General features: G+C 33.7%; 36 protein-coding genes. 7 read left to right on the top strand and 29 right to left on the bottom strand.

The window, feature by feature from the left end; all coding sequences use genetic code 11:
• Positions 1 to 244 precede the first annotated feature (244 nt).
• Together J7W16_RS11915 and J7W16_RS11910 are read right to left on the bottom strand one after the other, a co-directional pair.
• Positions 245 to 604 (bottom strand): DUF488 domain-containing protein, encoded by a 360-nt coding sequence (locus tag J7W16_RS11915; protein ID WP_210597526.1) that lies wholly within the window; start codon positions 602 to 604, stop codon positions 245 to 247.
• Between the two features lie 269 nt (positions 605 to 873).
• Complete coding sequence (locus tag J7W16_RS11910) at positions 874 to 1809, bottom strand: NADP-dependent oxidoreductase (protein WP_210597525.1); 936 nt, start codon at positions 1807 to 1809, stop codon at positions 874 to 876.
• Positions 1810 to 2283: 474 nt separating this feature from the next.
• Here J7W16_RS11910 and J7W16_RS11905 point away from each other — a divergent pair, with 474 nt between their 5' ends.
• The gene (locus J7W16_RS11905; protein WP_210597524.1) at positions 2284 to 3984 is read left to right on the top strand and encodes a methyl-accepting chemotaxis protein; all 1701 of its coding nucleotides are present in this window, start codon (positions 2284 to 2286) and stop codon (positions 3982 to 3984) included.
• Between the two features lie 310 nt (positions 3985 to 4294).
• Here J7W16_RS11905 and J7W16_RS11900 read toward each other — a convergent pair whose 3' ends face one another.
• The 9 genes from J7W16_RS11900 to J7W16_RS22195 form a co-directional block, all read right to left on the bottom strand.
• A complete protein-coding gene (locus tag J7W16_RS11900; protein WP_210597523.1) occupies positions 4295 to 4753 on the bottom strand; it encodes a hypothetical protein in 459 nt (152 codons plus the stop codon).
• 86 nt (positions 4754 to 4839) lie between these two features.
• Positions 4840 to 7314 carry an FtsX-like permease family protein gene (locus J7W16_RS11895; protein ID WP_210597522.1) on the bottom strand — a complete coding sequence of 825 codons (2475 nt, stop codon included), beginning with the start codon at positions 7312 to 7314 and terminating at the stop codon, positions 4840 to 4842.
• Positions 7315 to 8076, bottom strand: a complete 762-nt coding sequence (locus J7W16_RS11890; protein ID WP_210597521.1) for an ABC transporter ATP-binding protein — start codon at positions 8074 to 8076, stop codon at positions 7315 to 7317. It abuts the gene before it with no gap.
• A 322-nt stretch (positions 8077 to 8398) separates the two neighbouring features.
• On the bottom strand, positions 8399 to 8683 hold the full coding sequence (locus J7W16_RS11885; protein ID WP_210597520.1) for a hypothetical protein: 285 nt from the start codon (positions 8681 to 8683) through the stop codon (positions 8399 to 8401).
• A 358-nt stretch (positions 8684 to 9041) separates the two neighbouring features.
• Positions 9042 to 9518 carry a GNAT family N-acetyltransferase gene (locus J7W16_RS11880; protein WP_210597519.1) on the bottom strand — a complete coding sequence of 159 codons (477 nt, stop codon included), beginning with the start codon at positions 9516 to 9518 and terminating at the stop codon, positions 9042 to 9044.
• Positions 9519 to 9565: 47 nt separating this feature from the next.
• The gene (locus tag J7W16_RS11875) at positions 9566 to 9823 is read right to left on the bottom strand and encodes a hypothetical protein (protein WP_210597518.1); all 258 of its coding nucleotides are present in this window, start codon (positions 9821 to 9823) and stop codon (positions 9566 to 9568) included.
• A 123-nt stretch (positions 9824 to 9946) separates the two neighbouring features.
• Positions 9947 to 10141, bottom strand: coding sequence for a hypothetical protein (locus J7W16_RS11870; RefSeq protein ID WP_210597517.1), 195 nt, complete (start codon positions 10139 to 10141; stop codon positions 9947 to 9949).
• A 130-nt stretch (positions 10142 to 10271) separates the two neighbouring features.
• The gene (locus J7W16_RS11865) at positions 10272 to 10625 is read right to left on the bottom strand and encodes a hypothetical protein (RefSeq protein WP_210597516.1); all 354 of its coding nucleotides are present in this window, start codon (positions 10623 to 10625) and stop codon (positions 10272 to 10274) included.
• A 407-nt stretch (positions 10626 to 11032) separates the two neighbouring features.
• A complete protein-coding gene (locus J7W16_RS22195) occupies positions 11033 to 11167 on the bottom strand; it encodes a hypothetical protein (RefSeq protein WP_283246045.1) in 135 nt (44 codons plus the stop codon).
• A 330-nt stretch (positions 11168 to 11497) separates the two neighbouring features.
• Here J7W16_RS22195 and J7W16_RS11860 point away from each other — a divergent pair, with 330 nt between their 5' ends.
• Positions 11498 to 12091, top strand: a complete 594-nt coding sequence (locus tag J7W16_RS11860; RefSeq protein ID WP_210597515.1) for an MSMEG_1061 family FMN-dependent PPOX-type flavoprotein — start codon at positions 11498 to 11500, stop codon at positions 12089 to 12091.
• A 222-nt stretch (positions 12092 to 12313) separates the two neighbouring features.
• On the opposite strand, the gene J7W16_RS11855 is transcribed toward J7W16_RS11860, so the two are convergent.
• The gene (locus tag J7W16_RS11855; protein ID WP_246879976.1) at positions 12314 to 12640 is read right to left on the bottom strand and encodes a hypothetical protein; all 327 of its coding nucleotides are present in this window, start codon (positions 12638 to 12640) and stop codon (positions 12314 to 12316) included.
• Positions 12641 to 12920: 280 nt separating this feature from the next.
• Between J7W16_RS11855 and J7W16_RS11850 the strand changes: the two genes are divergently transcribed.
• Positions 12921 to 13256, top strand: coding sequence for an ArsR/SmtB family transcription factor (locus tag J7W16_RS11850; protein WP_210597514.1), 336 nt, complete (start codon positions 12921 to 12923; stop codon positions 13254 to 13256).
• Positions 13257 to 13271: 15 nt separating this feature from the next.
• Positions 13272 to 14216, top strand: a complete 945-nt coding sequence (locus J7W16_RS11845) for a cation diffusion facilitator family transporter (protein WP_210597513.1) — start codon at positions 13272 to 13274, stop codon at positions 14214 to 14216.
• Between the two features lie 239 nt (positions 14217 to 14455).
• Here J7W16_RS11845 and J7W16_RS11840 read toward each other — a convergent pair whose 3' ends face one another.
• A complete protein-coding gene (locus J7W16_RS11840; RefSeq protein ID WP_246879975.1) occupies positions 14456 to 14707 on the bottom strand; it encodes an NUDIX domain-containing protein in 252 nt (83 codons plus the stop codon).
• A 227-nt stretch (positions 14708 to 14934) separates the two neighbouring features.
• Positions 14935 to 15603, bottom strand: coding sequence for a hypothetical protein (locus tag J7W16_RS11835; protein ID WP_210597512.1), 669 nt, complete (start codon positions 15601 to 15603; stop codon positions 14935 to 14937).
• 230 nt (positions 15604 to 15833) lie between these two features.
• On the opposite strand from J7W16_RS11835, the gene J7W16_RS11830 reads away from it, so the two are divergent.
• Positions 15834 to 16322: a hypothetical protein gene (locus J7W16_RS11830; RefSeq protein ID WP_210597511.1), complete on the top strand. Its 489-nt coding sequence runs from the start codon at positions 15834 to 15836 to the stop codon at positions 16320 to 16322.
• Between the two features lie 94 nt (positions 16323 to 16416).
• Here the strand turns inward: J7W16_RS11830 and J7W16_RS11825 are convergent, their stop codons facing one another.
• The 4 genes from J7W16_RS11825 to J7W16_RS11810 all read right to left on the bottom strand — a co-directional run bounded on the left by J7W16_RS11825 (position 16417) and on the right by J7W16_RS11810 (position 18669).
• Positions 16417 to 16941 (bottom strand): hypothetical protein, encoded by a 525-nt coding sequence (locus tag J7W16_RS11825; protein WP_210597510.1) that lies wholly within the window; start codon positions 16939 to 16941, stop codon positions 16417 to 16419.
• A 272-nt stretch (positions 16942 to 17213) separates the two neighbouring features.
• Positions 17214 to 17621 (bottom strand): hypothetical protein, encoded by a 408-nt coding sequence (locus J7W16_RS11820; RefSeq protein WP_210597509.1) that lies wholly within the window; start codon positions 17619 to 17621, stop codon positions 17214 to 17216.
• A 269-nt stretch (positions 17622 to 17890) separates the two neighbouring features.
• Complete coding sequence (locus J7W16_RS11815; RefSeq protein ID WP_210597508.1) at positions 17891 to 18100, bottom strand: hypothetical protein; 210 nt, start codon at positions 18098 to 18100, stop codon at positions 17891 to 17893.
• 425 nt (positions 18101 to 18525) lie between these two features.
• On the bottom strand, positions 18526 to 18669 hold the full coding sequence (locus J7W16_RS11810; protein WP_210597507.1) for a hypothetical protein: 144 nt from the start codon (positions 18667 to 18669) through the stop codon (positions 18526 to 18528).
• Positions 18670 to 18867: 198 nt separating this feature from the next.
• Here J7W16_RS11810 and J7W16_RS11805 point away from each other — a divergent pair, with 198 nt between their 5' ends.
• Positions 18868 to 19344 (top strand): DUF1648 domain-containing protein, encoded by a 477-nt coding sequence (locus tag J7W16_RS11805; RefSeq protein ID WP_210597506.1) that lies wholly within the window; start codon positions 18868 to 18870, stop codon positions 19342 to 19344.
• Between the two features lie 111 nt (positions 19345 to 19455).
• On the opposite strand, the gene J7W16_RS11800 is transcribed toward J7W16_RS11805, so the two are convergent.
• From J7W16_RS11800 to J7W16_RS11785, 4 genes are all read right to left on the bottom strand, one after another.
• Positions 19456 to 19644, bottom strand: a complete 189-nt coding sequence (locus J7W16_RS11800) for a hypothetical protein (RefSeq protein ID WP_210597505.1) — start codon at positions 19642 to 19644, stop codon at positions 19456 to 19458.
• Positions 19645 to 19716: 72 nt separating this feature from the next.
• A complete protein-coding gene (locus tag J7W16_RS11795) occupies positions 19717 to 20202 on the bottom strand; it encodes a hypothetical protein (RefSeq protein WP_210597504.1) in 486 nt (161 codons plus the stop codon).
• Between the two features lie 176 nt (positions 20203 to 20378).
• Positions 20379 to 20768: a WapI family immunity protein gene (locus J7W16_RS11790; RefSeq protein WP_210597503.1), complete on the bottom strand. Its 390-nt coding sequence runs from the start codon at positions 20766 to 20768 to the stop codon at positions 20379 to 20381.
• Between the two features lie 93 nt (positions 20769 to 20861).
• Entirely contained in the window at positions 20862 to 21206 is a 345-nt protein-coding gene (locus J7W16_RS11785) for a winged helix-turn-helix transcriptional regulator (RefSeq protein ID WP_210597502.1), read from the bottom strand.
• A 105-nt stretch (positions 21207 to 21311) separates the two neighbouring features.
• Here J7W16_RS11785 and J7W16_RS11780 point away from each other — a divergent pair, with 105 nt between their 5' ends.
• Positions 21312 to 21704 (top strand): RidA family protein, encoded by a 393-nt coding sequence (locus J7W16_RS11780; protein ID WP_210597501.1) that lies wholly within the window; start codon positions 21312 to 21314, stop codon positions 21702 to 21704.
• A gap of 160 nt (positions 21705 to 21864) precedes the next feature.
• On the opposite strand, the gene J7W16_RS11775 is transcribed toward J7W16_RS11780, so the two are convergent.
• The 7 genes from J7W16_RS11775 to J7W16_RS11745 form a co-directional block, all read right to left on the bottom strand.
• Positions 21865 to 22356: an ASCH domain-containing protein gene (locus J7W16_RS11775; RefSeq protein ID WP_210597500.1), complete on the bottom strand. Its 492-nt coding sequence runs from the start codon at positions 22354 to 22356 to the stop codon at positions 21865 to 21867.
• A gap of 685 nt (positions 22357 to 23041) precedes the next feature.
• Positions 23042 to 23548, bottom strand: a complete 507-nt coding sequence (locus J7W16_RS11770; RefSeq protein WP_210597499.1) for a DUF3916 domain-containing protein — start codon at positions 23546 to 23548, stop codon at positions 23042 to 23044.
• Between the two features lie 17 nt (positions 23549 to 23565).
• Positions 23566 to 24180, bottom strand: coding sequence for a hypothetical protein (locus tag J7W16_RS11765; protein ID WP_210597498.1), 615 nt, complete (start codon positions 24178 to 24180; stop codon positions 23566 to 23568).
• Positions 24167 to 24697, bottom strand: a complete 531-nt coding sequence (locus J7W16_RS11760; protein WP_246879974.1) for an RNA polymerase sigma factor — start codon at positions 24695 to 24697, stop codon at positions 24167 to 24169. Before J7W16_RS11760 ends, J7W16_RS11765 begins: the two co-directional genes overlap by 14 nt.
• 130 nt (positions 24698 to 24827) lie before the next feature.
• Entirely contained in the window at positions 24828 to 25538 is a 711-nt protein-coding gene (locus J7W16_RS11755; RefSeq protein WP_210597497.1) for a CPBP family intramembrane glutamic endopeptidase, read from the bottom strand.
• A gap of 144 nt (positions 25539 to 25682) precedes the next feature.
• Entirely contained in the window at positions 25683 to 25979 is a 297-nt protein-coding gene (locus tag J7W16_RS11750) for a hypothetical protein (protein WP_210597496.1), read from the bottom strand.
• Between the two features lie 123 nt (positions 25980 to 26102).
• Positions 26103 to 26450, bottom strand: a complete 348-nt coding sequence (locus J7W16_RS11745; RefSeq protein ID WP_210597495.1) for a hypothetical protein — start codon at positions 26448 to 26450, stop codon at positions 26103 to 26105.
• Positions 26451 to 26507: the final 57 nt, after the last annotated feature.

Raw genomic sequence — 26507 nt, 5'->3', positions numbered from 1 at the left:
ATGTTGTGAAGTGTCTCAGAAAGAATTTAATTTTCAGCCATTTTAAATACAAAGGAAATAGAAAAATACTTTCGACAATAAGGTAGCCAAAAACATAATTAATCTTATCCCCTGTGAACAAACTACCCTGTTCTGCTATCGCTCCTTTGAATTTAAATTATTCTTTATATTACTTAACAATAAAAAACAAACGAATCAGTCCTAACCAGATTCGTTTGTTCATCATATATTTACTTCTATATCATTATTGCCTATCTAATATTTCCTTTAACACGTTTGCTTGATTGTTTTTCTCATCTTTTGCTGAAAACAATAACGTTAAATTTTTATTATGCTTTTTTGTGATGTCCTTTAGTTTTTCAAGTTCTTCTTGCTGTTCACCATCTTCAAGCTCTTCTTTATATTTCTTTTTAAACTGATTATATTTTTCAGGATCATGTTCAAACCATTCGCGTAATTCATTTGATGGTCCAATTTCTTTCATCCAATAATCTAATTTCGCATCTTCTTTTTTGATACCTCTCGGCCATATTCGATCAACCAAAACTCGAACACCATCATCCTTCTTTGCGTCCTCATAAATTCGCTTTAAATGTACCGGCATTATAACCACCCTATTATAAGATTTCTTAATTATACATACCCAGCCAAGAAATAATGAAACGACTAATAATAACGGTAGATCCGTTTATAATCAACCATATCTTCTAGTATGATTGTACTGTATGGTTGAATGACATGGCCTGCTCAACAAAGACAGAACCTACAAATAGTTATTTTTTACACATAGAAAAATAAACTAACTGTATCAAAAAAACATCCAATAACAAGAAGTTATTGGATGCTTTATTATGAACTCGGGCTCTGCAATTATTATTTAACTCTAATCACAATTTTCCCTTTGGCATGATGTGTCTCACTTAATTCATGTGCTTTTTGTAACTCTTCTGCTGAAAAACCAAATACGTTACCCACTTGAGGCTTAAGTATTCCTTTTTCAAGTAATTCTCCTATTTCGCTTAGCTGCTTCCCATTTGGCGTTAACCAATAGGAGCTTGCTGTAACTTGATGCTTTTCTGCTAGTGCTGGATCAGGTTGTCCGGCAATTGTTACTAGTCGACCACCAGGCTTTAATACTTGGAAGCTTTTATTTAAAATGTCGCCGCCCATTGTTTCAATAACCACATCGTAATCACTTAATTCTTCTTCAAATTGTTGTGTACGGTAATTAATGAATTCATCTGCACCTAGCTCTTTTACATATGCTTCATTTTGTTCACTCGCTGTTGTAGCAACATACGCACCCAAATGTTTTGCCATTTGAATTGCCAAACTTCCTACACCACCAGCCCCAGCATGGATAAGTACTTTATCTCCTTGCTTCACTTTTGTATTATCCACTAAACACTGCCAAGCTGTTAAACCTGCTAATGGGATAGAGGCAGCCTCTTCAAATGTCAAGTTGCTAGGCTTTTTCGCAAGTAAGTCCTCTTCCACAGTCGTATATTCGGCATATGTACCTTCAGCGTTCGTATCCGGTCGTGCAAAAACTTCATCTCCAACCTGAAAATTCTTCACTTCACTTCCAACTTCAACGATCTTACCAGCAACATCCCAGCCAAGGATAATGGGGAATGTCCAATCAAGCATCTGCTTTAAATAACCCGCACGAAGCTTCCAATCAATCGGATTAATAGAAGTTGCATACACCTTAACAAGTACTTGGTTTGCTTTGATTTCCGGTTTCGGTAGCTCCTGTTCCACTAACACATTTTTACTACCATATTCATTGATGACAACTGCACGCATAACTAGCACTTCCTTTTACTGAATATATTTGTCAGCTCTAGTATTAGTTTCTTCCTAAGAAGTCATTCTCTCTTGTCAGTTCCTAATAAAACCTAACATAAAATGATTTGATACAAAGTATAGTCTAGCTTTTAATAACTTGGAATCAAAATAAAATGCTTAGAATGAAGTAAATTATAGGACTACAGCCTTTCAAATTTTCATCCTCTCCCCATTAGAGTTAATTTTTTCCCACACTAAAAAGCTTCACGACAATTTAGGACGGATATGTAAAGATTTGAAGTTATCGCCTCCATATTATCCTAGAGCCTCTTGGTATAATATACTTGAAAAATAACTGACTACCCTTCTCTTCAGTGTGCTAATATAATATTACTATAATCTAAGTGAAAGGAATTCTAATAAAGTGAGAAATTTTCACTACTGTTTTTATAGTAATTTTTAACGTTGTATAACTTAGGAGGAACATCACAGATGTTACGTTGGAATAATATGAAACTCGGAACAAAATACAGTCTTTCGTTGATCGCAACTATCATTTTATTTGTAGTCTCAACTGCAATTATTTCTATTCTTCTTCTTCAAATCAACAGTGGAATTGATACATTAGAGAGAAGAGGCGACCGCTCGGTAACCTTAACGGAAATGGGTTCTCAATTCCGATCTAAAGATACTAGAATAGCAGATTTTATTACTTACAAAGACCAAGCATTAATTCAGGAATTTGAAGATAAACGGGAGGATTTTAATAAACTAGAGACTGATGTTAATTCAGAAATGGATACAGATGAACAACGCAAACTATTCAATCAGGTTATCGAAAATGATAAAATAGTTAATGACCTCTTTTTAGATGGAATTGTTCCAGCAGTTAATAACGGTGATATTGAACAAGCTCTAGAATTAAGAGCGACGACAATTGAGCTTCGTTCTGAGACAGATGATCTACTTGATGAACTCAGAGGAATTGTAAATAAAGAAAGAGAAATTTCAGCAAATTTAGCAAAAGACGACGCTTCATATACCTTTATTGTTTTACTCATTGCCCTTGTAATATCAATAGTTTCCGGAGCAATCATTACCTACTTTGTTAATCGCCGAATTCAAAATCAGCTTAAAAAGGTAGTTTACATCAGTGACCAAATTGCAAACGGGAACCTTTCTGTTGAAAAAGTAGATTATTATGGTAAGGATGAGATTGGCCAATTAGCAAGCTCTATAAATGCAATGCGTGACAATTTAAAAAATGTAATTAAAGAAATAACTGATGTCTCCCTCGATGTGAATAGCCAGAGCGAAGAATTGACACAGGTTTCTAACCAAGGAAGTTTGGGAGCTGATCAAATTGCTGCGACGATGGAACAGCTTTCGGCTGGAGCAGAAGAACAGTCTAGTTCTTCGTTAGAAATTTCTCATTTAATTAACTCATTAAATAGTCAAATTTTAAACACTCGAGATGAGGGTGAGTTACTTCAGAAATCCTCAAAGCAAGTTATTGCATTATCTAACAGCGGGAAAGATAATATGGAACAATCTGTTCACCTTATGACTGAAATTAATCACGTTGTAAGTCAATCTGTTAAAAATGTAAAAGGACTTGATCACAAGGCACAAGATATTTCTAAGCTTGTAAAAGTAATTGAAGAAATAGCTGAGCAAACCAATCTTCTTGCTTTAAATGCAGCCATTGAGGCAGCACGTGCAGGTGAACATGGAAAAGGCTTTGCTGTAGTTGCTGATGAAGTTCGAAAACTCGCAGAACAAGTTAGCGACTCTATTAGCGAAATTACAGGTATTATTCAAGGCATTCAAACTGAATCGAATTTAGTTGTAACTTCATTAGAATCTGGTTTCGAAAAAGTAAACGAAGGCAACAAACAAATTGGCATTAGTAGAGAATCCTTTACCTCAATTAATAATGAGTTGCTCAACATGCTAACTGGAATTGAAAAGGTTACTGCGAATTTAGAAGACATTTCTACTAACAGTGAAAAAGTAAGGGTTTCTTCTGAAGAAATTGCAGAATCAGCCGAGGAGGCAGCGGCTGGTATTGAACAAAGTACAGCTACTGCCCAACAACAAAGTAGCTCGATGCAAGAAATTAGTAGTTCTGCTGAATCTCTCGCCTCCTATTCAGATAAACTGCAACATATTGTACGAACGTTTAAAATTTAATTAGAACAATAACGCCTGTATCAACTGCTAGCAATTGATACAGGCGTTTTATTTAGTCTCATTTGACCTATTTCTTTAGTGATCCACTGACCGTCTGTTTTATGAACGTCAGCAACCCCAATATCCTCATCATTCATTCTTTATTCACCTTATAAGAACCATGTACATCTATTTCTCTCTCTTCAGGGTTAAGTTTGAATTGATCTTGTCACCCTTTGAACATTGTGTTTAATAGCTTAACATTATTTCTCTTTTTGTTCGCATAAAAATAAGCACTCCTAATTGCAGGAATGCTAACCTTTAGTGAAATTTAATCCCAATAATTAAATACTACTTCCCCTACCGATCTAGGTTGCCAAAAAATGATTTGCTTTAATTCATCTTGATGTAAAGAGTTATCGTTTTCCATTGATATCTTATTACCTCTTTTAATGTAATTCAATGGTTCACTTAGTTGATCTAAATTTAATATTTCATAATACGGTTCAAACATTTTTGATAGTTCAGGTTCGTTTATGAAAGGGAAATAGTATACATCTAGTTCACGTTTAGAAGTGAATGCCATTAAAGGATACTGACCATTAAGTAAGACGTGAACCTCTCTATCCCCTATTTGAACAACACATTCGTAAAAATTTTCGGCCGTTCTATACTCAATATAGTTCAACACTTTTGAACCGAATAGAGAATAACAAATTTGCTTAAATTCTTTCTCATCAACAGATGGTGCTGGCAGAAACCCAGTAATTCCTGAAGATAGAATTAGCATAATCTACCTCCTATTATTAAATCTTCTCCACGATTCTACTCTTTTAGTTTAAGTGGAATTTTCTGTTTATTTACATATAGTCTTAATCATAGATCTTGCATTTCTTCTGTAAGTTTTTGCCGACTAACAAACCAGCCTTGAATTAAAAATACGGCAACTGTTAATACAATTAATCCAAGACTAATCAGCAACATCATTGGAATATCCAAGTATGAATTTCCTGCTGGATCAATGAGGAACAATAAGCAAGTGAAAATAATACCTATTGTGCACCCTACAAACAAACCATATACAATAAATATAAGTGTTTGCGAAACAATTAATTTGATCAATTGATTCGGTGTCATCCCGATTAATCGATGAATGGCAAAGTCATGGCGTTTCGTATAGATATAATGAATGAGTGATTGAAACACACCGATACAGGTAGCTGTTATAAGGATGATAAACACACCTACTAATAACCCCCACCGCTGATAAAACATTGTATTGGCTTGTTCCAAGCTATCTCGCACATTGCTTACTTGAATTTCAGGATACTCTTCTTTTAGCGAATTAATTGAAGTTATCGTCTCTTCTATATTAGAAGTCTCTACAAATAACTCACTGAAAACAATATTCTCCAAGGGTAGGGATGTGGACCAATCAACATACATATCTGCATGCTGACCGAGATTTGATTCAATCCCTCCAACAGTAAATGTACCTATTCCTACTGTTTTTTGTGCAGATTCATTAAAATATCCTAACTGTAATTGATCGCCAATAGAGAGGTTTTGAGTTGTTGCCATTTGTTCGGATATAATAACTGATTTTGATAAATCTCCGTCAAATGATTGGACATGTCCTGTAGCTAACATCCTATTAATATCGATTGTTGTATAATCATAATGTTCCCATCCCTGATCGGTAGCAAGCTCGATTATAGCAAGGGTTCCTCTTGAGTAAACAAAATCAACTGACGGTAGCGAGTCAATACTATCTGCAAGCTCCATTGGTTCAATTTCCGTGTCATAACCTACTGAACTTGTTATGATAATCGGTGTTTCAAATCGCTCATTTAAGTATTCTTGCTCTGTCTGTTGAATCGACTTCATTAAAGAACTACCGAAAATGACAATGACCATTAGAAAGACAACACTTAAAATAACAGACGTATTACTTCGAACCTGGGGAATGATATTGTGTATCGCAATTCCTGCCTCTTTCCCAAACAGACGATGCACTAATGGTGAAATTTTCACTAAGGATTTACTTAATAGAAGTGGGAAAACCATTAAAAGTGTTAAACAAAGCAGCAATGTTCCCACAATTAACACAAGACTCCCTTTACCATTCGAATCGGGAATAATACGACTAAAGAGAATGAGAAATAACGCGAGTCCTCCTAAGAACTTAAGCATAAATCGTTTCGTTTTTGAAAAGGAAAAGTCAAGGCGCTCATTATCAGCCATTAATTGCATAGGTAATATTTTCAAACTCTTCTGTACTTGAATGAATACAAATATTTGTAAAACTAAGAAGCAAACAAAAGCTATGATCATTGCCGGTCCTATTAAGAAAGTCTGCTTGCTATCTGGTAACTGTAAGTAAGCAACGAAATAGTCAAGCCCATATCGTAATGCAAAAAACGTGAGAATGGTTCCAGTTATTACTCCTATTACATTAATGGTTGTTAGCTGAGCTTGTACAAGCTTGGCCACTTGTTTACTCGAAGCACCAATTGATCGCATGATAATAAATTGTTGCTTCATTTTATAAAGAAGTAGCTGGAAATTAGTAAGTAGCAGCACCCCAGTAATACAAAGGACCATAACAGACAGTACCATTATAAAAATGGACAATGATTGCATGTTCATTTTGACAAAAGGGTCCTCATCTGTTATCTCTACACGCAATGTATCGTCTAGCTTTTTTATTGCCACTGCTAGTTCCGTAGCATTTGCCTTGTCTGCTGCTTTGATTAAAGCAAATAAGGCCTCTCCTTCACTAGTTGAACTCATCCACTTTTTTACTACATCATTGGATAACAGTATTAGTTTTGGTGCTTCTGAATGAATGTCTTCAAATGATATAACTTCACGTACAGTAAATAGGCTACCTTCAACCTGTAATTGCCCTCCCACTTGCACGTTTAAGACCTCGGCAAGTGCTGAGGAAACAACGACATCGTTATTAGTTAAATCTTTAGTGTGATGATAGCGACTTTGTACTAGATCATCATTTTCAACACCTAGTGTATAAACTTCATCTGATACCCCTTCCACACTCGTAAACGCTAATGATATTTTAGATAGGGCTTCTATACCGTCTAGTTGCGTAATTCGATCAAGTTGGTTCGTAGTTAAATATGTAGTTTGCTCAAGATTATAGCCTGCAGTCAAATCAACATTCCCGTATAACTGATAGATTTGTTCCTGCATATGATTTTTGGCATTAATAGAATACAACATCATTGTCATGATGAGGCATGTTGATACAGCAATGGTTAATATCGTAACGATGGTCGTTGGTAAACTTGCCCGAAATAGTTTAAGAGAAATGGCTCGCAATGTAAACAATTAATGCCCACCTCGCGTTATCTCTTTAAACTTCGATAAGATGATGTCTAAATCTTGTTCTTGATGTGTGTTGTGGTATTCATTTATTATTTGGCCATCGTGGAAAAACAACACCCTGTTTGCAAACGTTGCAACATATGGATCGTGCGTTACCAATAATATGCTTTGGTTATTAGCTTCTTTCAGTTGTACAAGCAAATTCATAATATCCTTGGTCGTATTAAAGTCAAGACTCCCTGTTGGCTCATCTGCTAGTAAAATAGGTGGATTGGTAATGATCGCTCTAGCAACAGCTACACGTTGCTGTTGTCCCCCAGATAGTTCTGTCGGTCGATGCTTACGCCACTTATCAATCCCTAGTTGTTTCATAACCCATCCGATTCGTTCTCTTATTTCTACTTGTGAGACATCATTTAATATCAGTGGTAAGGCAATGTTATCTTCGACGTTTAAATTTTTTAATAACTGAAAAGATTGAAAGATAAATCCAATATTTGCTTTACGATAGTCAGAAGCATGAGGCTCTTTAAAGATCTCCTTCGTTTTCTTCCCTAATAAGTATAAATCCCCACTTGTTGGCTCATCTAATGCACTAACCATATTAAGTAACGTACTTTTCCCCGATCCACTAGTACCCATAATTGCAACCATTTCACCCTTGTTTAGACTACAACACACATCGCGTAGAGCAAATACTTGATGCGTCTCTTGTTTATAAATCTTAGTTATATTTTCTAATCTCAATACTTCAGTAATGTTCATAGTCTCTCCTCTTTAATTTACAAAGTTTAATAGAATACTTTAATTCTATTGATTTTAATTTAGAATCTTCCTCTTCATAAAGTGAGTATCTTGTTACTTTAAATCGCTTTTTTAGTTTAACACTAACTTCCTTTTTTTTACATAAATAAAGCATTCCTTTTTGAAGAAATGCAGCCTTACGGTTAATAAAAAGTCGTTGTTATAATGATCTCATTTATTCGTCTAAAACAAAAAGAACACCACTTAATCATTTAAGTGATGTTCTGATTGGCAATAATGTACAGTATTAAAAGAAAATTCACTACCCCCATGATCAGAATAACTAAATAGTTGTTCCTATTTCATTTAGTAGATCTAGTAGTCTTTCTTCCCCTATACATTCAGCGTATTTTCTAGGAGATATTTGTACAGTTGTTACATATGAATCAATACCTTCGTTTTCAAAGCTAGCAGCATAATCATCGAAAGAATAGGTCATACGAAATGTATCGAAATATTCAACAAAGCCGCTAGAATCTGGTTCTCCAAATAAAGAGTGAATTTCATATGTAGTCATATCGATTTCTAGCTCAATGCTCGAGATTCTTTTATAACGAGCTAGAATCACGAGAAAAGCATCTTAGAGTTAGTGTGGAACGATAAATAATGAACGTCTTCGTAACACAGAATTTATGAGCCATGCTAGTAAAGGTCAAGTAAAAAATCAGGCAGATAACCCGCTGTAATCCCACATGAACAATCCTGGAACAAAAGTTCAAATCCCCTTCTCTTTCACCTCTTGCATCAGGTTCTCCTCACATTGTTAAAGCATATTAAGAATGTTTCTCCTGCGATAACGTCTATCCTGGAGGGTGTTGATGATTAATGATTCTTGGTTTACTGTGCAACAGATTGATAATAATACGTAACTTATTATCTTCAATAACTATTGCTTGTAAAATCATACTAACTCGCTCCCTATCCTACTAGTTCAACACAATCTCCATTTTTCTACTTTTTGTTGTCATCCCAACCGACCTATAAAATTCAATGGCCGATGTATTCTCCTCGGATACCCCCAACTCAATACTATCAACTTTTAGAATCCTTCCAAAATCAAACACGTATGTAGTGAGTTGTTTTCCGATACCTTGCTTTCTATGAGTTTCAGCAACGCACAAACTCTGTATATATAATACCTTCCTCGCTGTAACAAAAGAATTTTCAATTACTTCATCTTCCTTCGTGACGACAACACCGACTATATCATTACCTATAATAGCCACAAAAATATGCTGTTTACTATCAATCAACTGGCTTTCAAAAAACTCTTGTTCAACTGGAGTAGAATTCTCTTTATACAAATCAGGCCTTACAGAAACGTGTAATTCATGAACCTGTCTAAATAACGGCAACAATGACTCGTAATCATTTTCCTTGGCGTTCCGAATAAATATATCCATGATTTCTACCTCTCAATAATTTTCTAATAATATTCCACTAATTGTTTTTATCTTGCTTTATCTAGAGCAAAACTTTTAATCTTCTCGTTTTCATAATAGATTACAAGGTTTGCATTCACTGCTTTCTCCCTTAATTCATCTAATTGTTCTTTATTCGGTGCCGATGTCATCTCAGGAATTTCTTCTATTGAACCAAGTATATATTCGATCGAATACGTTCCTTCTTCATTAGGTTCGAGTACAGTAGGAGAAGCTAAAAAACCTCCTCCATGATTCCTCTCGCTATATAAATTTATACCCGTCACTTCATTTGCAAATGCTTTTAGTTCTGGGTTGGGTTCAATGGTGAGGGCAATTGTTTTACTATCACTTTCACTAATATGTGCATTTTGACTAACCTTAAAGTTCTTCTCACCAGTATTGATAATTTAAAAATCATATTGTAGTGAGACAAGACCGATGTGTTCAAATAATTGACCGTCAACAATTGGCTGTTGCTCTGGAATATCACTAACTATCCTTACATTCGAGCTTGTGAGTTTTATTGACGGTGTATATACTGTTGATTGATCAGAACATCCTGCAAGAATCGCCATTAACATAATAATCATGAATTTATTCAAGTAAACTCTCCTTAATAATATGAACTTCTAACAACTTTTCTTATTTCCTATAGAACACTAATCCTGATACTCACTATTCAAAAACTGATGCTATCGCAACTGAAAGTTCAAACCTATGTAAGATACAATTTCAAATAGGGACTTTTTTAACGGTCAACAAATGACCTTCTTGTAACAAGAGTTGTTTCGGGTCAACTATTTCGTTTAATAAAACCTTATGTTTTTTCTGTATCTCTAATTCTGTTCGATTTGAGTTAATTACATTTGCTATTTGTACAGTACAAACTTCATAAGGGGCGGTATGATTACGAATATAATGCAGTAATTCCTGTAATTGCCAGTCTTTTTCTATTCCATTAAAAATTTCTATTTGTATTGGATAATCAAACCCAGGAATTAGATGTGGTTCAGTTTTTGTAAAATCAACGGAACCAATACCCGAACCCATTTTTTTGTCTGAAGCTAAGTAATAATAATTAGTCATTTTGACCCTCCTGTAACTAAAGGAAACTTTTGATTTCTCCCTAGTTAGCTTAACAATTTTCTTTCGTAGACATGGTTTTCAGTTTCATTTTATAGCCCACGTAAATTAATCTGCTATTTGTTTATCCTTTTTCCTTTTCATCAACCATGAATACAGCATTTCATAATAAGGAATACTCACTTCACATGAAGATGAAATTTCATAAGAAGTCCAAACAGTTTAGAAGTAAGCTAATCTTTAGTTTAACATTAATTTCCTTTTCTGTTCCTAGTTAATTCTATATATTATTTCATTGACCCTGTAACTTCCACGTTTTAATTTCTTAATCGTGATTTTGTACCTAATCTGAATGTTGGAATAAAAAGAAAAACATAAGGAATTTCAGACTCCCTATGTTTCCATTCATCTTATTTATCTGTTTGTTTTTGCTTCTTTTTCAAATACTCCGCACGTATTTTTTCAAGTTGCTGCTTTTTATCAAATTTGGCAGGTCCCTGTTTTTCATGAAACTTTGTCACAGCTACCTGAGCTTTTGTATCCAATTGATATTTCCCCACTTTGTTCACCTACTTTTCTTGTCTTTAAAGAGAATCTATTCAACAAATATAAATATACCCTATTCCACTGGAGAATACCTTACTTTATTATGTACTGCTACTTTTGCATATATCAGTGAATCAATATCATTTAGTAAAATCATTCATCGCCAAATAGTATTCCCTTCATTGCTATAATCATCCTTCTATATTCCCTTGCAACCCACTTAACCTAAAAACAATGAAATAATTACATTCCAAAAAATCATTGATAATGATTTTCATTCCTGTAAAATAGTTACTAACAGATTGTCGTTATGAAAAGAGGTAAGTATGATGGAGTTAATTAATTTTTCTTTCAATGCAGTTACATCAGAAGAGGAAGTTCGAAAAATCGTAGGAACGCCACATGAACATATTACTAAAAAAAGTGTTTCACAGATTGATGAACATTGTAAGCGATTTATTGAAATGTCACCACTGTTTTTTCTTTCTACGGCAAACGCTGAAGGAAAATGTGATGTTTCTCCAAGAGGGGATTTCCCGTGTGGAATACAGATACTAAACAACAAACAATTAGTGATTCCAGATCGTCCAGGCAATAAACGAATAGACTCCATTCTCAATATTATATCCAACCCACACGTAGGACTATTATTTCTTATTCCTGGTTTAGAAGAGGTGCTCCGCATAAATGGACGTGCAACTATAATAAAGAATCCCGAGATTCTGGACAGCATGAGCCTAAACGAAAGGCCACCCTTACTTGGGATAGGTGTAGATGTGGAGGAATGCTTTATCCACTGCCCACGAGCATTCAAAAAATCAAAGGTTTGGGACATTGATTCGTGGCCAACCAAAGAAAGCTTCCCTTCAAGTTTAGAAATATTCCATTCAGCTTTACTGCACAATGGAGTAGTGTTGAAGTAATAGAGATGAGATCTATGACCTAACCCACTAATGGCGGAGGATCTATCACAAAAAATATTCAAAGATTTGTGGGTGGGTTACGTCATTGATGGTAAGACTTACTCAACTTCAATAACAAAGGCGTAACTCGCACTCCCCTTCTCCCAATATGCATAAGCACTATAAATATAAATACCTTTTTCTTTTGGTACTAATAATATGTCATCACTTAATGGGACATTTTCAGTTTCTTGGATTACTAATCCATCTATCAACACCCAATGAATTTTCTAGTGGTTCATGATGAAAGTCTATTTTCAATTTTGCTTTAGGTGATACAACAACAGGTTTAAGATCATGATGTTTAATCAGTTCTGGTGGAGAAATACTATCAACACATTGTGCTGTAATAAGTCCTTTCCAACAATAAGAACCCTGTACCACTTCTACTTTACTATCTTCAACAGTTATACTTGGTTTGGGTGGATTTAAGTTAAGTATCGAGATAACAAAATATATTCCAATAGCTAATAAAACGCACACTAAGAAAGTCATTACGTTTTTCTTCATTTTCCTGCCCTCCTTGTTAAGTTAGACGTATTTTATTTAGAAAGGTTTCTAACAAATCAACCTTGGTCCAATACTTCAAAAAGAACAGCTAATAATCCTGTTTTTAATTAGTAGCTGTATTTTAGTCATTGTCCCCTTCCTCTTAAAAGCTCAATTAATGTTGTGCAAACAATGAGATCACATAAACTTTCCTGATTGACATTTAAGGAAGCATTTAATAATCTGGATATATGAACATATAATCATATATTCACATAAAATATAATGAGGAGGAAAAATAATGATTGAAGAGCAGAAAAATAAAGAAGCCTTTACTGAAAAAGGGCAGCATTTGGATGAAGAGACATTGTTTGTTGTTTCGCAAACGTTCAAAGCATTGAGCGACCCAACTCGTATTCGTATTTTGAACTTATTATGTACAGGAGAGCACTCAGTCAACGATATTGCAGAGACTCTAAATTTAAGCCAATCTAGCGTCTCCCATCAATTACGTTTCTTGAAAAATTTAAGATTGGTCAAATATAGAAGAACAGGGACGACTATGTATTATTCGGAAAATGACGACCACGTTATGAATTTACTAAAACAGGCAATCGAGCATGCTTGCCATCATTAATTAGGAGGACTATGAATGGGACACGATCATGGACATGACCATACACATGGTGCGAATAAAAAAACATTAATGATAAGTTTTATTATCATTACAGGCTATATGTTAGTTGAAGCAATTGGAGGATTTATAACCAATAGCCTTGCACTTTTGTCTGATGCGGGCCATATGTTAAGTGACTCCATATCACTTGGGATTGCTCTATTGGCGTTTACACTTGGAGCAAGGGTCGCTAACCATAGTAAAACATATGGATATAAGCGATTTGAAATATTAGCAGCCGTTCTTAACGGCATCACACTTATTTTGATTGCTCTATACATCTTTTATGAGGCAATTGAGCGCTTTCAGAATCCACCAGAAGTGGCTTCAACGGGAATGTTAATCATCGCTGCATTTGGATTACTAGTCAATATTATTGTTGCGTGGATTATGTTGCGTGGCGGGGATGTAGAAGAAAACTTGAATATGCGTGGAGCCTACTTGCATGTGATGAGTGATATGCTTGGTTCCATTGGTGCAGTTATTGCTGCACTGCTGATCATGTTCTTCGACTTGGGCTGGGCAGACCCACTAGCGAGTGTCATTGTTGCCGCACTCGTATTACGAAGTGGCTACTATGTTACGAAATCTGGTCTTCACGTCCTGATGGAAGGGACACCACAAAATGTTGATTTAAACGATGTGATCCAAACAATCCAAAATAAAAAAGAAATTCATAGCGTTCACGACTTACATGTTTGGTCGATTACAAGCGGCTTAAATGCACTATCCTGCCATGCAGTTGTAGATAAGCAAATGTCTGTTGCTGAAAGTGAACGTTTGCTTCATCAAATTGAACACGACCTTGAACACAAAAATATTCACCATATGACGATTCAAATAGAAACAACTTCTCATCAGCATGATAATACGATTCTGTGTAACGCAAAAGCTAATTCATCTGGACACCATCATCACTGATAGCTATGCATACTTAAAATACAGTATGTAAGCAAATTACCTAATTCAACTTGAAAGGGTGAGGCCTCACCAAGTGTAGCTGAGGCTCACCGGCTTTCTGTAGAAAGAGGAGTGTATTTCAGAAATGTTTACTTCAGCCATCCCATCATTGTTCGTTTTCATTCAAATAAATCTAGCATTATTTGAATAAATCTAAGCCTTTTTTAACTGCCCAATAATGATGATCGTGGATAAGAAACTTATTCGCCCTTTGTATATCTATCCATTCTATGTAATAGTACCTTGTATCCCGTTTCTTCTAACATTTCTCTTTCAAGACACCTGAAATGACTTCCACCATTTTCAATTCCGCCACCTGCCAAAAGATGATGCCCCCTTTCATTTCGAACAGTCATAACCTCGTCTTTTTGAGAATTATAAATAACGGCATAAACACCCTTTCTAGTTTCATAACTAATTCTCTCATTTCTCTCTCCAAAAACTTTTTTCATCTTTACATCCTTTTCAGATAATAACATTACTACCTTATGTAAACCGATAATTTACTATCTGGATCATGTCTCCTTATTTCTCAATATTCAATGTCAGTAAGCATTTTCGATTACCCATTTCTAGTTAGAAATACCCTGATGCCACCGCTTCATGTGACAAATCTTCAGCTTTTGGGAATGTGAGGTTTTTTATAGAAAATAATTTAACAAACAAGCATTTTTGTTATTTATTCACTTATTGTGCTTTGTTCATAATCTTGTATTAACATTACTTCAAATTCACCATCATACGATACCCAATTCACAGAGTCGATATGAACTTTATTATTAATCTCAGGTAAATCGGTCAATATATTTCTAGCAATATTCATCATAGTCTCTGTTCTTTTGTCACCATAAGGCTCTCCACTCTTAAAGATTTTAGTGATCTCAGCACTAAATTCTTTAGTATCAGGAACGATATCAACTCTATAATCGATTCTATTTGTGCCTTCAACTTCTCCCCAGCTTTTAATTTTATAATGGGTACCATCAATTAGATAATTTGTATTAAGATAAGATTCTAAATCAAAATTTTTTGTAATACTCTCCGATTCTTCTTTTATTGATTCTTGACTATCCTCATTGCTTTCGATTTTTGTATTTTCAGCAGTAGATTCATTTAGATTACTTGCACTAGTACTATTGCTATTACTATGATTATCTAGGTTGTCTGAATCGTTATTACTAGTAGGAGATCGATCCTTATTCGCTGAAGTTGAACTCTCCATTTGATGTTCTTCCTTTATATTTGTATCTACTAATGAATTATCCGTTTCTAACTTAGAACATGAGCCAAGCACGAATAATAAAAGCACCAATACAAAAGAATAAAGTATAAAATATCTTTTCTTCATTAATTAACTCCCTCCAGTGTATATAAAACATGATAACAGTGAAATCTTCCTCCTTATCCATTTTAACATTAATTTCCTTTTTTAGCGTAAAAAGAAAAAATGGCTTGGATCAATGATTCTTATCAGAATGGCGAATTTGGTGTCGTGTGTTAAACGGAATTAACTAATGTAATACTAGTGATTTAAAGTATACTATTACAATAAGCTATAATTTAAGGGGATGGATTTATATGAAATACTTTACATATGATTTATTAACGGCATTGAGTAACGAAAGTTTAGGAGAAGCAAAATTAGACGAACTTGAGGAAGAATGGGGAAAGAATAGAGATTTATACTGGGAGCAGTACGCTTCATTATCTAATAGACTTCCTAAAGAGGTGTTTCAGAGATTTGACACTTATGGATTCCATGATTACTTGCTAGAAAAAGTAGTAATAAACCATTCAAACCTAATCAATACCACTATTCAACTGACCGTCTCAAATGAGAAGGAAAAATGGAGGCTTACGTTTACCGATGTTTTTTCCTTTAGCTTTCATCACCTTAATAAAGATAAACCAGCTCCCATACTAAGTCCTGAACAAGACTTATGGACCAGAGAAGAATTCCTCCCTGTAAATAATAAGATCATCTCTTTTGAAGTCATATGTCACTCTGGAGCAAATTTAAAAATCGAATTTAAAGATAATGGAATTTCACTAGAAGAGGTTCTCTAAATAGTAACATTTGCGAGGTGCACGTTACTTTTCCAATATTGTAAGCAAATTGACCTGTCCCTACTGTTCAAGTAATGAGCAGTAGTTAGTTTTATCAAAATGGATTAGAATTGCTGTTTAAGAATGGGGTTATAACTTCTTTTACAGCATTGTCTAATTTTCTCTGGATCTCGCTTGGACTGTCATAAAAATTAAAATTCAATTCTTCTTCATAATTAGTTAGGATTTCGATAACAACTATGATATCTTCCTTTTCTGAAACATTTAGTTTTTCATCACTAGATTGCATTAAAAGATGAGTAATATACACGTTTAAGTCAAAGTGAAACCTTCTTAAATCATTTGGAATTGAAATATGTTCATGTAGCTTTATATTGGCAACATTCAAAGACAATGCTGCTATTAACCCCATTTCACTATTTTCACTTTGTTCTTTTAATGAGGAATTCAATTTGGTCTTTATACCTTCTTGATTTTTCACAAACTCCCTTAATAAGTTCTGCTCATTTTGGGTAAGGATTTCCTCTGTTTCGTTTATTTTGAACACAAAAAAAGTAGAAAGCATCACTAACAATACATTAACTATACAACATATAATTAAAAGCTTTTTATACTTCAATTTCTGCCTCTACCTCCTTTGATTTTTAGCCATATCCTCACTACAATGTTAGTCTGTTTCTTGAAGGCTTTGTGTCTTCTTTAGCACTTTTTCATTTGGCCCACCAATTATAATTGAAGGGAGTGTCATGTTTTCTACAAACCGGGTCAGGATTACTAAAGTAAACTATATGGTCTATATTACAAGTATATAGGATATTTATTATTGTTTTATGTACAATCAAAATATTTAATTAAAAAACAATAGCACCGATCACTTCTCTTACTAGCATTTTAATGATCTTTTAATTTTTGAAATATAGATTCTATTTTTTCTGCTATATCAGGGTTTTCGCTACTAGCAATAAAAATAATAATGAATTGATACGTATATAAACTATTAACATCATAAGGAAATTCTGCTTCTGCAAATATTGTAGTTAGTTTGTCAATAATCACTTCTTTACTGTCAAAGTTGTATATAAGATAGACGTATCCATCCTTAAATTCGTAATATTTCTCATCCGAGCCAGGAAAGCTAAATGTTTTTGCTTTTTCCGTTTCCTCCTTTAAGGTAATTCCCGCCTCTTGAAACTCACTTAGAATTGGGTTCAGTATTGATTCTGATTGCGAATTCATATTACAAGCTGCGAGCACTATTATTGAAAAGAGTACAATCCTTTCAAAAATTCTTTTAATCATTTAATCCCCCTTTGAAAGAGTGCTAGTTGTAGCGAAACAGCATTTCAATCTAATACTTGAATGACTGAGTCTTTCGCAAGGTAAATATGTAAGTAGTTGCACTTATACCTTACCTGCTAATTCACTTTTCACATACTCTCTAAAACTCTTATTTTTCAGAAAATCACGCTGGATTAGCTTTCATCTTTCTTTCAAAGACTGTTAATTGGGTTCTACATTCATTTTCTTAGTAGAGGGAATCCCCCCATTGTTGAATAAATAGACTGTACTCATTTGGTATCGTTTTTCATCTGCTCTTTTATAGAATCTAATTCCTTAGACAAGCTATTAACCTCGTTCTCTACTTCTTCAAATTTTGAACGAGTGACAAATAACTTAGAAAAAGCACCCTTAAAAACTAAATAGAACAATCCAATTGCACCGACCAACAATAAGATCTGAACAATATACGGTATTACCGATACGATTATTTCTCCCATTTTAATCACCCTTATTAAGATTACGTCTTTAATATTTTAACATTAATTTCCTTTTAATGGACAATATTGAAGGAACACTAACAGTAGCAAATTGTAAGTGCTTTTTTTAGAAATCCACTCAAAAAAACAAATAACTGTGTAAATTTCAATCTTCTCCATGAAGATTGAAATACCCTCCACCTATGCCAAAGTCAGCTATTAGTACTGGAAATGAATTTCCTCCTATAACTTCACCTTCCGCAATATAAACATATCTTTAATTTAATGCCAATTTCCATTTACTCACACAAAAAAAACGCCCCTTCTAAGGAACGCTACCCGTAAATTTACGTAAATCATTTCACAATTAGTCAGAATTAATTTAGTTTCAAAGATTATTCTTTTCTCTTCTTCATTATATAACTCCTATTAGTTGAAACACTCTGCTAGTTCAATTTATCATTCCTGCTTATCCCCTTTATTCCTTTTAACAACTCAATGATTTCCTCATTCTGTCTAGAAGCTTTTCTTAGTTGTCCTTCTATTGCTAGAAGTGTGACCACTATTATGATAAAACCAATAATTATCAATCAAGATCCCCCTCAAAAGATTCACTAATCTATCCCAGAACTTGAGTAATTACACCTTTATTATCTTAACATTAATTTCCTTTCCAATGCCATGGAAAAACTTCTGTTACTGTTGTTAATTCATCTAAAAACTTTCTAAAGCTATTTCTCATATATCTGATAAAATAGACAATATATAATTGGAAAAAGGAGGGTACTTTGCTGATAAAAGTAAATTCATTTAAACACTTATTCACTTTCATTTCTCTGGTCATTTTAGCGTATCATTTGATAAATTTATTTTTATTTTGGCCAGATATTCCAGACCGTATTGCCATTCATTCCACTAAAGGTGAACCTGATAATTGGGGTTCGAAGTACTTTGTACTAGTTATGCCAATTATAGGGCTTCTAATCTGGTGGTTACTTGGGTTATTAACTAAAAACCCTGAAAAACTTAATTACATTAATTTAACCGAAAAAAATCGAGAGCAACAATACAATATGTCGAAAAAAATCATGGTTTTGATTCAAAACCTAGTATTAATTAGTTCTATATTAGCCAATGAATCTTTTGTAAGATACTCAGTAGGTATTGAAAACAACGTATTCAGTTTTTTACCATTGCTTTTAACGGCGGTTATGTTGTTGGCCGTTTTTTTCAATTTAATATGGGCAGTTAGATTAAAAGAATAATTAAGTATGTAGACCGAGGAGATCTGTTCAAGAGCACGTATAGTCAAATACCACTGTAAGAAAGGAGTAAGCCCTGCTCTTAATGGGTTATCCTAGTCAGTTTAACACGTTCTAAATGTTCTTCTTTAGATCAAAGAAAGCCATTATTCCACACATGATTACACCGGCTGTCAATATCGTTGTCATTAACCAATTTTCTCCCCAACTTGTAACAACACTATATAAGCAACCTGATCCAACAGCTAATGACGCATACTTTGCTCGCCATTTTTCAAGTTTAGAACTCTTTTTAGAACTCAAACTTCATACTCCCCCTCTTAGCAGCACGAAATATAGTAATGATGTCGACCCAATGATATCATCCAAAATGAGTTATGTTGTGAAGATTAAGTCTCCTAAATCTTTAGGTTCATCTTCTATAATTTTAATCTCTATAATGGCTCCTGATTTGATAGTCATGAACACGTCCTCAAGTTCTAATACAATAGAGGACAAAATCTCATTATTGCTTTCCTTAAAACCGTATCCACTTACATTTTTTATTAAGTTAGGTTGAACGGAAAAACTTGAGCCCATTATGATATGTTTTTGGGACGGGCCATCTATTAGTTCGTATTTAAGTGGTTCTGGAGTTTTCTGTTCTTTAAGTAACAGAAAGTCATCACCTGTGCTGTCCTCAATCCAGTCTATTTTCCAATACTGTATGTCAACTGAATTCTCTTTTCTTATATATAGTAAGGGTTCAACAGAGTGAATTAAGAGTTCTTTATTTACTCGGTATGTATCAAGCTTATTCGCGAAAATCCCTTTTAAAAAGCAACCTTCAACAGTTTTAAACCTCTCCCATACTTCTTTCAATTTACTTTACTCCTAACTTATTCGTTTTTTGTTCATGATAAAATTTCTGAAACAGCTATTGCAACATGTTAGAATGATAAGCTATATCCTCACAACAATGTTTTTTCATAACTGTATTTCTCCATATTAGAACTACCCATTAAAAACTTTTACTAGATGTTTCATTGAAGAAGGGCTTATTCTGCTAAGGCATTATTAAATGCAGAAATCCATTCGTTAAAGCTTGGCTGAGTTGTCTCCATTTCAAAAATCAACTTATTCTCTCTTGCATGATTCTCTTGATAACGTCCCTTAACAAGAACGTAACCTCTTCTGTTGAGTGAAAATGTTATATCAAGATTACACTCTGAATCAATTAGAACAACTTTTCCCTTCATATTTTTATACAATTGTTCCATTTCTTTAGTGAATTGTTTTAACTCACCAAAACTAAACCAAACTTGCCCCCGAACAAAATAATTACTTACCTTAATTTCAATTTGACTTTCTCCATACTCAAAAAAATCATTGTCTAAAAAGAAACCTAAATATTCTCTATTTTCACAGATTAGCTTAATTTCATTCATATTTAACTCCTCTTTTGCCCGACCTTCTTATATACTCGTTTCAATGTAAAACCTATTTCTGTTCGGAAATTGCACCCAGTTAGCTCAATTAATCTAGTACAAACTATTGCGGTTTGTTTCTCCCCATTTACATAACTGTTCTAAAACGGGTAATAGGGTTTCTGCTTTTTCTGTGAGGCTGTACTCCACTTTTGGTGGAATTTGAGGATACTCTTTCCGTCGAACGATCCCGTCTGCTTCCAGTTCTTTTAATTGAGAACTTAATGTCTTATAGGTAATAGCTCCTATTCTTCTTTTCATTTCATTAAAGCGAACCGGTTGATTTTCAGCTAAAAGGTAAAGGATGAGCATCTTCCATTTACCTCCAATCACTGACAAAGTATAACCAAAAGATGTCTCTTGGATATTACCCTTTTCTTTATAGTCACTCATACTCATCATTACACTATCCTTTCTGGTAGTAACTATTAAAAAAGTGCGTACTACTTTTTTCTTTGTAGTCGATCTATACTTACCTTACTTTAAAACAAAGGAGAGAAAACAATGAGTCTTTTAAGAACCTATCATCACAATCTATGGGATCACGGTATTACTCAAGGCTACAACGTCAACGGCACTATTTATATTTCAGGTCAATTTTCACACAATAAAGAAGGTATATTCGTTGGCAAGAACGATATTAAATCTCAAACTCGGCAAACGCTTGAAAATCTTGATCGTGTGCTAAAAGAGTTAGAAGTGACGAAGTCCAACCTAGCTTATGTGGAAATCTACCTCACAAATCCGCAAGAACACTCTAAGCCAGTCGTCGACTTGTTCAAGGAATACCTTGAACAACACCGGCCGGCGGGCAGCCTCCTCGGTGTGACTTATCTGGCGTTCCCAGAGCAACTGATTGAAATCTCTGCCATCGCACATACCGATAAAATAAACTAAATTTCGAACAAAGTAATTTTAAAAATACCACTTCTATCAGTAGGATCTTCACTAAAATCTATAATGATATTGAAAAAAGCAATATCATTATAGATTTTCAACCTTAACATTACATAACTTACCTACGTATCGTTTACTTGAAACCCAATCTCGCTTCCGTTTAAGAGCTGCCTAATCGGACTATGGAAGACTCCATTTTATTTAGCTGTTTTTTTGAATATACATTTGTAAATCGTTCACATACAACTAACATTTCTGGTGAAAATTCCATATTGTTCTCTTTTAATAATCCTGTAAAAAACGTCTCATGTGCTTCCCACCAATAACGGTAGTCACCTTCGCCTTCAGCTAAAGCAAATTCCTCTGTTACCTCATTCATAGGTACAACTTCAACTGATTGAATTTGAATGACCGATACCGGTTCTTCCTGAGCATCTAGAACAATATTATATTCGCCCACTTTAGGTAGAGCTTCATTCTCTAACTCATAAAACAAGAAAGCAGAAGTTGTCGCTGTCTTCTTATTTTCAACAACTAAACTGGATAACCAATCAGCAGAAGTTCCGAATTGAAAAGCCTCTTTACATTCAATCCCTTTCTTATTAGCTATCAAACAAAACTCATTAAAAAACTGTTGAGCCTTATTATTCATAAAACATTCATCCTTTAATAAAATTATTTCCTTTATAACTACTCCGCTTCTTAGTTTAACATTAATTCCCATTCCACTGACAAAAATGCACTATTTTTGTAGTAAGACGTTCTCTTTTCTAAAGACCATGGTTATTCACATAATGATTATCCAGGCTTTTAATAATTACAATTGATTTAGGAATTCAACCTAAAGTTGAAAATATGTATAATTGAAATAGCAAGGCTTTAAAGATTTGTTATAAGCTACTTCATGTCTGTATATCATATAGCAGCCGTATGTTAAATTGTATTGTTGCAGGAAGAACTATTGTAAATATTTAGTGCTGCTTATGAATTTATACAATGAGTAATTCGGTTTAACCGAGCAAGATAATTATAACTTTTAACAATATTATGGTAAGGATAGGAGGTGAATACATGAGCCGAGATAACGCTGATAAAAATACCTTGATTAGTACCCTGTTAGGCTGGACTGTTGATGCAGTGTTATATCTTCCAAGGGTACTTATTAACTTTGTGAAAGCCGTATTTTAATTTAGAGAAAGGAGGTTGATTATCAACTTCCTTTTCTGATTCGAGTAAAGGATATCAGTCTAGCATTATTCGTGCCCTAGTCTTTTATGCCGAATCGACTTCCATCCCGCTTGCGTCATTTCGTGCATCCCTTCCTTATAAGCAACACCTTAATTCAACTCCCCTATGAACCATATTTCTCCTACATATGGGTCCTTTTCATCGGTGATTTCTTCTCTAAACCCTAGAATCTTCATGTTCTTCGGGATCGTTAGTTTCCATTCATGTTCAATATTTCTGGATGCAGGAAGAGGTGTCCACTTTTGAGAAGCATCATTTCTATCGAAGAATGTTTTATAATAAGACTCCCCTTTAAACACAATGATTTGTGAGTTCCATAGACCCGGTAAATCAACTGCAACAACTATTCTTGTTCCTTCCGAAGTATCAGGTTTTATATTCACTAAATGTTCTGCCCTTTTCAATAATGCTTGGATACATATACGCTTGATGCCCACTGGGGTCTTGGGAGAAGATATAAATCCTTGTCCAACAGGTAAATGAAGATGCCAATACCCATTATAAAAATCGGAAGGAAACTTGATGGTTTCCTTCTCAATTCTATTTACCATACTGTTCACTTTTCGTTTTAAGCCCCTGACTTTTTTGTTAGGCATTTTCATCACCTTTTATTCTATTTTTTGATGAATTCAATAGACATTTGCTTATCTAATTTAACAAATAAGCCTTTTAAATGACTTATTTTATTGTTATCAGTTATTTCAAAATCGACATCACTAATCACCGCTGAATATTTACTGAAAGCTTTATCACTTTCTTTAAGTTTAAATTCTATTATTAAATTTTCAGCTTCATTTTCAAAATGAAGGACAAGTACATCATCATTTACCTTATATGTTCCCTCTCCGTAGATAGTATTAGTGAATACCTTTTCATCTAAAAATTCTACTGTCATTAGAGAGTGATATTTATTTGGATTATCAATTTCATTTTGGATTACTGGAGTATATGCAATGTTAAATGTTTTCTTAGAAAATTCATTGCTACCTGTTTCATAGACATTACTCAATAGAGGGATTGCTAATATAATTAAAAGAAAAACAGAAGCTATCGAAGCAATATAATAATTTCTTTGTGGAGATTTCTGAATTTTGGTAGGTCCATTTTTATCTATGGTCAAATTTATTTCATTTAGAATGTATTTTTCTTCCTTTTCTGAAATCCTAAACTTATTTTCCATTGATTTTAAACCTTTGTCGATTTCATTTTCCTCCTCAAAATGGTTCATGAATATAATCCCCCTTTTCTAATTCCTTTTTCAAAGCTTGTATTCCTCTATATAAATTTACCTTCACTTTACTTTCAGACCAACCAAGAATAGTTGAAGTTTCTTTTATAGAGAACTCCTTAATTTTTCTTAGTATAATAACCTCCCTATATAATCGTTTTAATTTACTAAGTGCAATATATAATTCCTGTTCGGATTCATTTAACAAAGTCATTTGTTCAGGAGTTGGATAAATTGTTTGCACAAATGGAATTGAATCTAAAAAATAGGCAATTGGTTTCCTTTTTCTAAAATGATCAATAGCCAAATTCCGAGCTATTCGAAATAACCAAGCCTTTGGAAGTCCTCCTTGAAATGATTCATAATTGTTATAAGCACGTAGAAATGTATCTTGCAATATATCCTTTGCCTGTTCATGGTCTCTTATTAAAAGAAAGACATAATTATAAACATCATTATTGTACGTATGGTACCAATCATTTATCTTTTCCTTGATGTAGTGATGGCGATCGTTCAATTACTTTCTCCTCCTTCTATCTCTATTTCTCACTGTAATAACGGATTAAAACTTAAAAAGTTACACCAAACTCATTTTTAAGTTTCCAAAATAAAAAACGTTTGAATGTATAGACATACGAACGTTTTCATTAAGAAGTTTCAAGAGTCAAATAGGATCGGTATAAGATATAACAAACCGTCAGAAACAGTACGACATATACGAAGGAGCTTATCGTCATGATTTGCTTAAATGTTTCAAATGATAAGAAATTTATATTTAAGCTAGGAAACAAAATGCTGATGTTAGAAAATAAATTGGTTAGTGAATGTAGAATGATTGGAACAACTAATCTTTTAGTTTTCAAATAAGCTAAACTGTAGAAAACTCCACTGCAAAAGTATGAAAAGAATAAAAGAAAATCGAAATGAAAAAATGCAAAGAGTAGGGAGCTGATAATTATAGCCTTCAAAATATTCATTTTAGCTTTCCATTTATTTAGAAAATAGCCTCTGAATAAAAGTTCTTCAAAAACAGGTGCAAGAACGACACTTATAATGAGCGTTATGATTATAGTAAATTCACGTGAAAGCTCAATTTCCTTACCTGAAAGAGAATTGAAAATCTCCAAATAAATATGAGGATTAAATAGTGAAATTACAGGCAAAATGATGCCTCCAGCTAAGGAAAGTAAAGATAATAAGATCAAAAGGATTTTAATACCTATTAACACCAACCACGGGATGTTTCTAATAGATACATCGCCCATTACTTCTCGGATAGAATAACCCTCTTTACGAAGTAAGCTAGTAAGAACGAAGAAACCAATCCCATAGGCAGTTGTCCAAAACAAAAATGTCATATGCATGCCTCCTAGCCATTTCGATAAATACTTAAAGTCACCTAACATTCGCCCTTTTTCTCTATCCTGCTCTATACCTTAACATTTAGTTTCCTTTTCTTTCACATAAAAAAAGCCCCCCTCTGATTGCAGGAATGCTCCCCTTTAGTTAAATCTCAATTTTCTTTTATAGTAGAAAATAAAACTAATAATTATTACAGCGACAACAGTTCCACCTAGAATATAAACCCCGTCCCAGTTATTGGACTTCCCTGTTAATACCCAGACTTGATAAGGAATAAAAACCAATGCCACAATCGTTGGAATACCGCATAGAAGTAAACTACTATTCAGCTTAAGTTCTTGCATAGTTGATTTTATTTTACTATTTTCAATCAATGTCATCTGTCTTAGAGAAGAGAATAGAACAAGTATAGCTATAATTAACAAAATATAATCCATTTAAAAGCTCTCCTTATAATATAAGATCACCATAAAAATCCTTCTCGCATCATCACTGCCGTTAGTCAATAAGACTCGCTTTTTTCGTTTCAAACCCATTCACACTTTAAATTTATTACCAAGTTAACTACTTAACAGTTCGCCTTGCCTAATTTTATTGGGAATAATTATAAATTTAGCTAGAAATAGTATCAATAAAAACACCAAACAAGTAAAGCTCGTATTTTCACTTGTTATAATATTTGACTGAATAATTTGTATTGCAACTAAAATATTTAATACATAGGAAATTAGAAAGCCTGAAAATGAAATCGATGCTAAATAATTTCCAATTAAAGACCTTCTATAATTATGCATATAAGTTTTACCCTTTTTTTGTATAAAGATATTATATTGAATTTGTATTACCAAACCATAGGTGAAACCAATAATTAGGAATGCTACAATAATAAAGCCAACGATATCATCCATGCTTATCCCCCTCTTAATTTCATCTAAAAAATTATTTAATCAATTCATGCTCATACT

The sequence above is a fragment of the Halalkalibacter suaedae genome, assembly GCF_017939705.1.
GTDB lineage: Bacteria > Bacillota > Bacilli > Bacillales > Bacillaceae_D > Halalkalibacter > Halalkalibacter suaedae.
The sequence above is the reverse complement of the archived record's forward strand: the minus strand, read 5'-3'. Positions and strand labels throughout refer to the sequence as shown.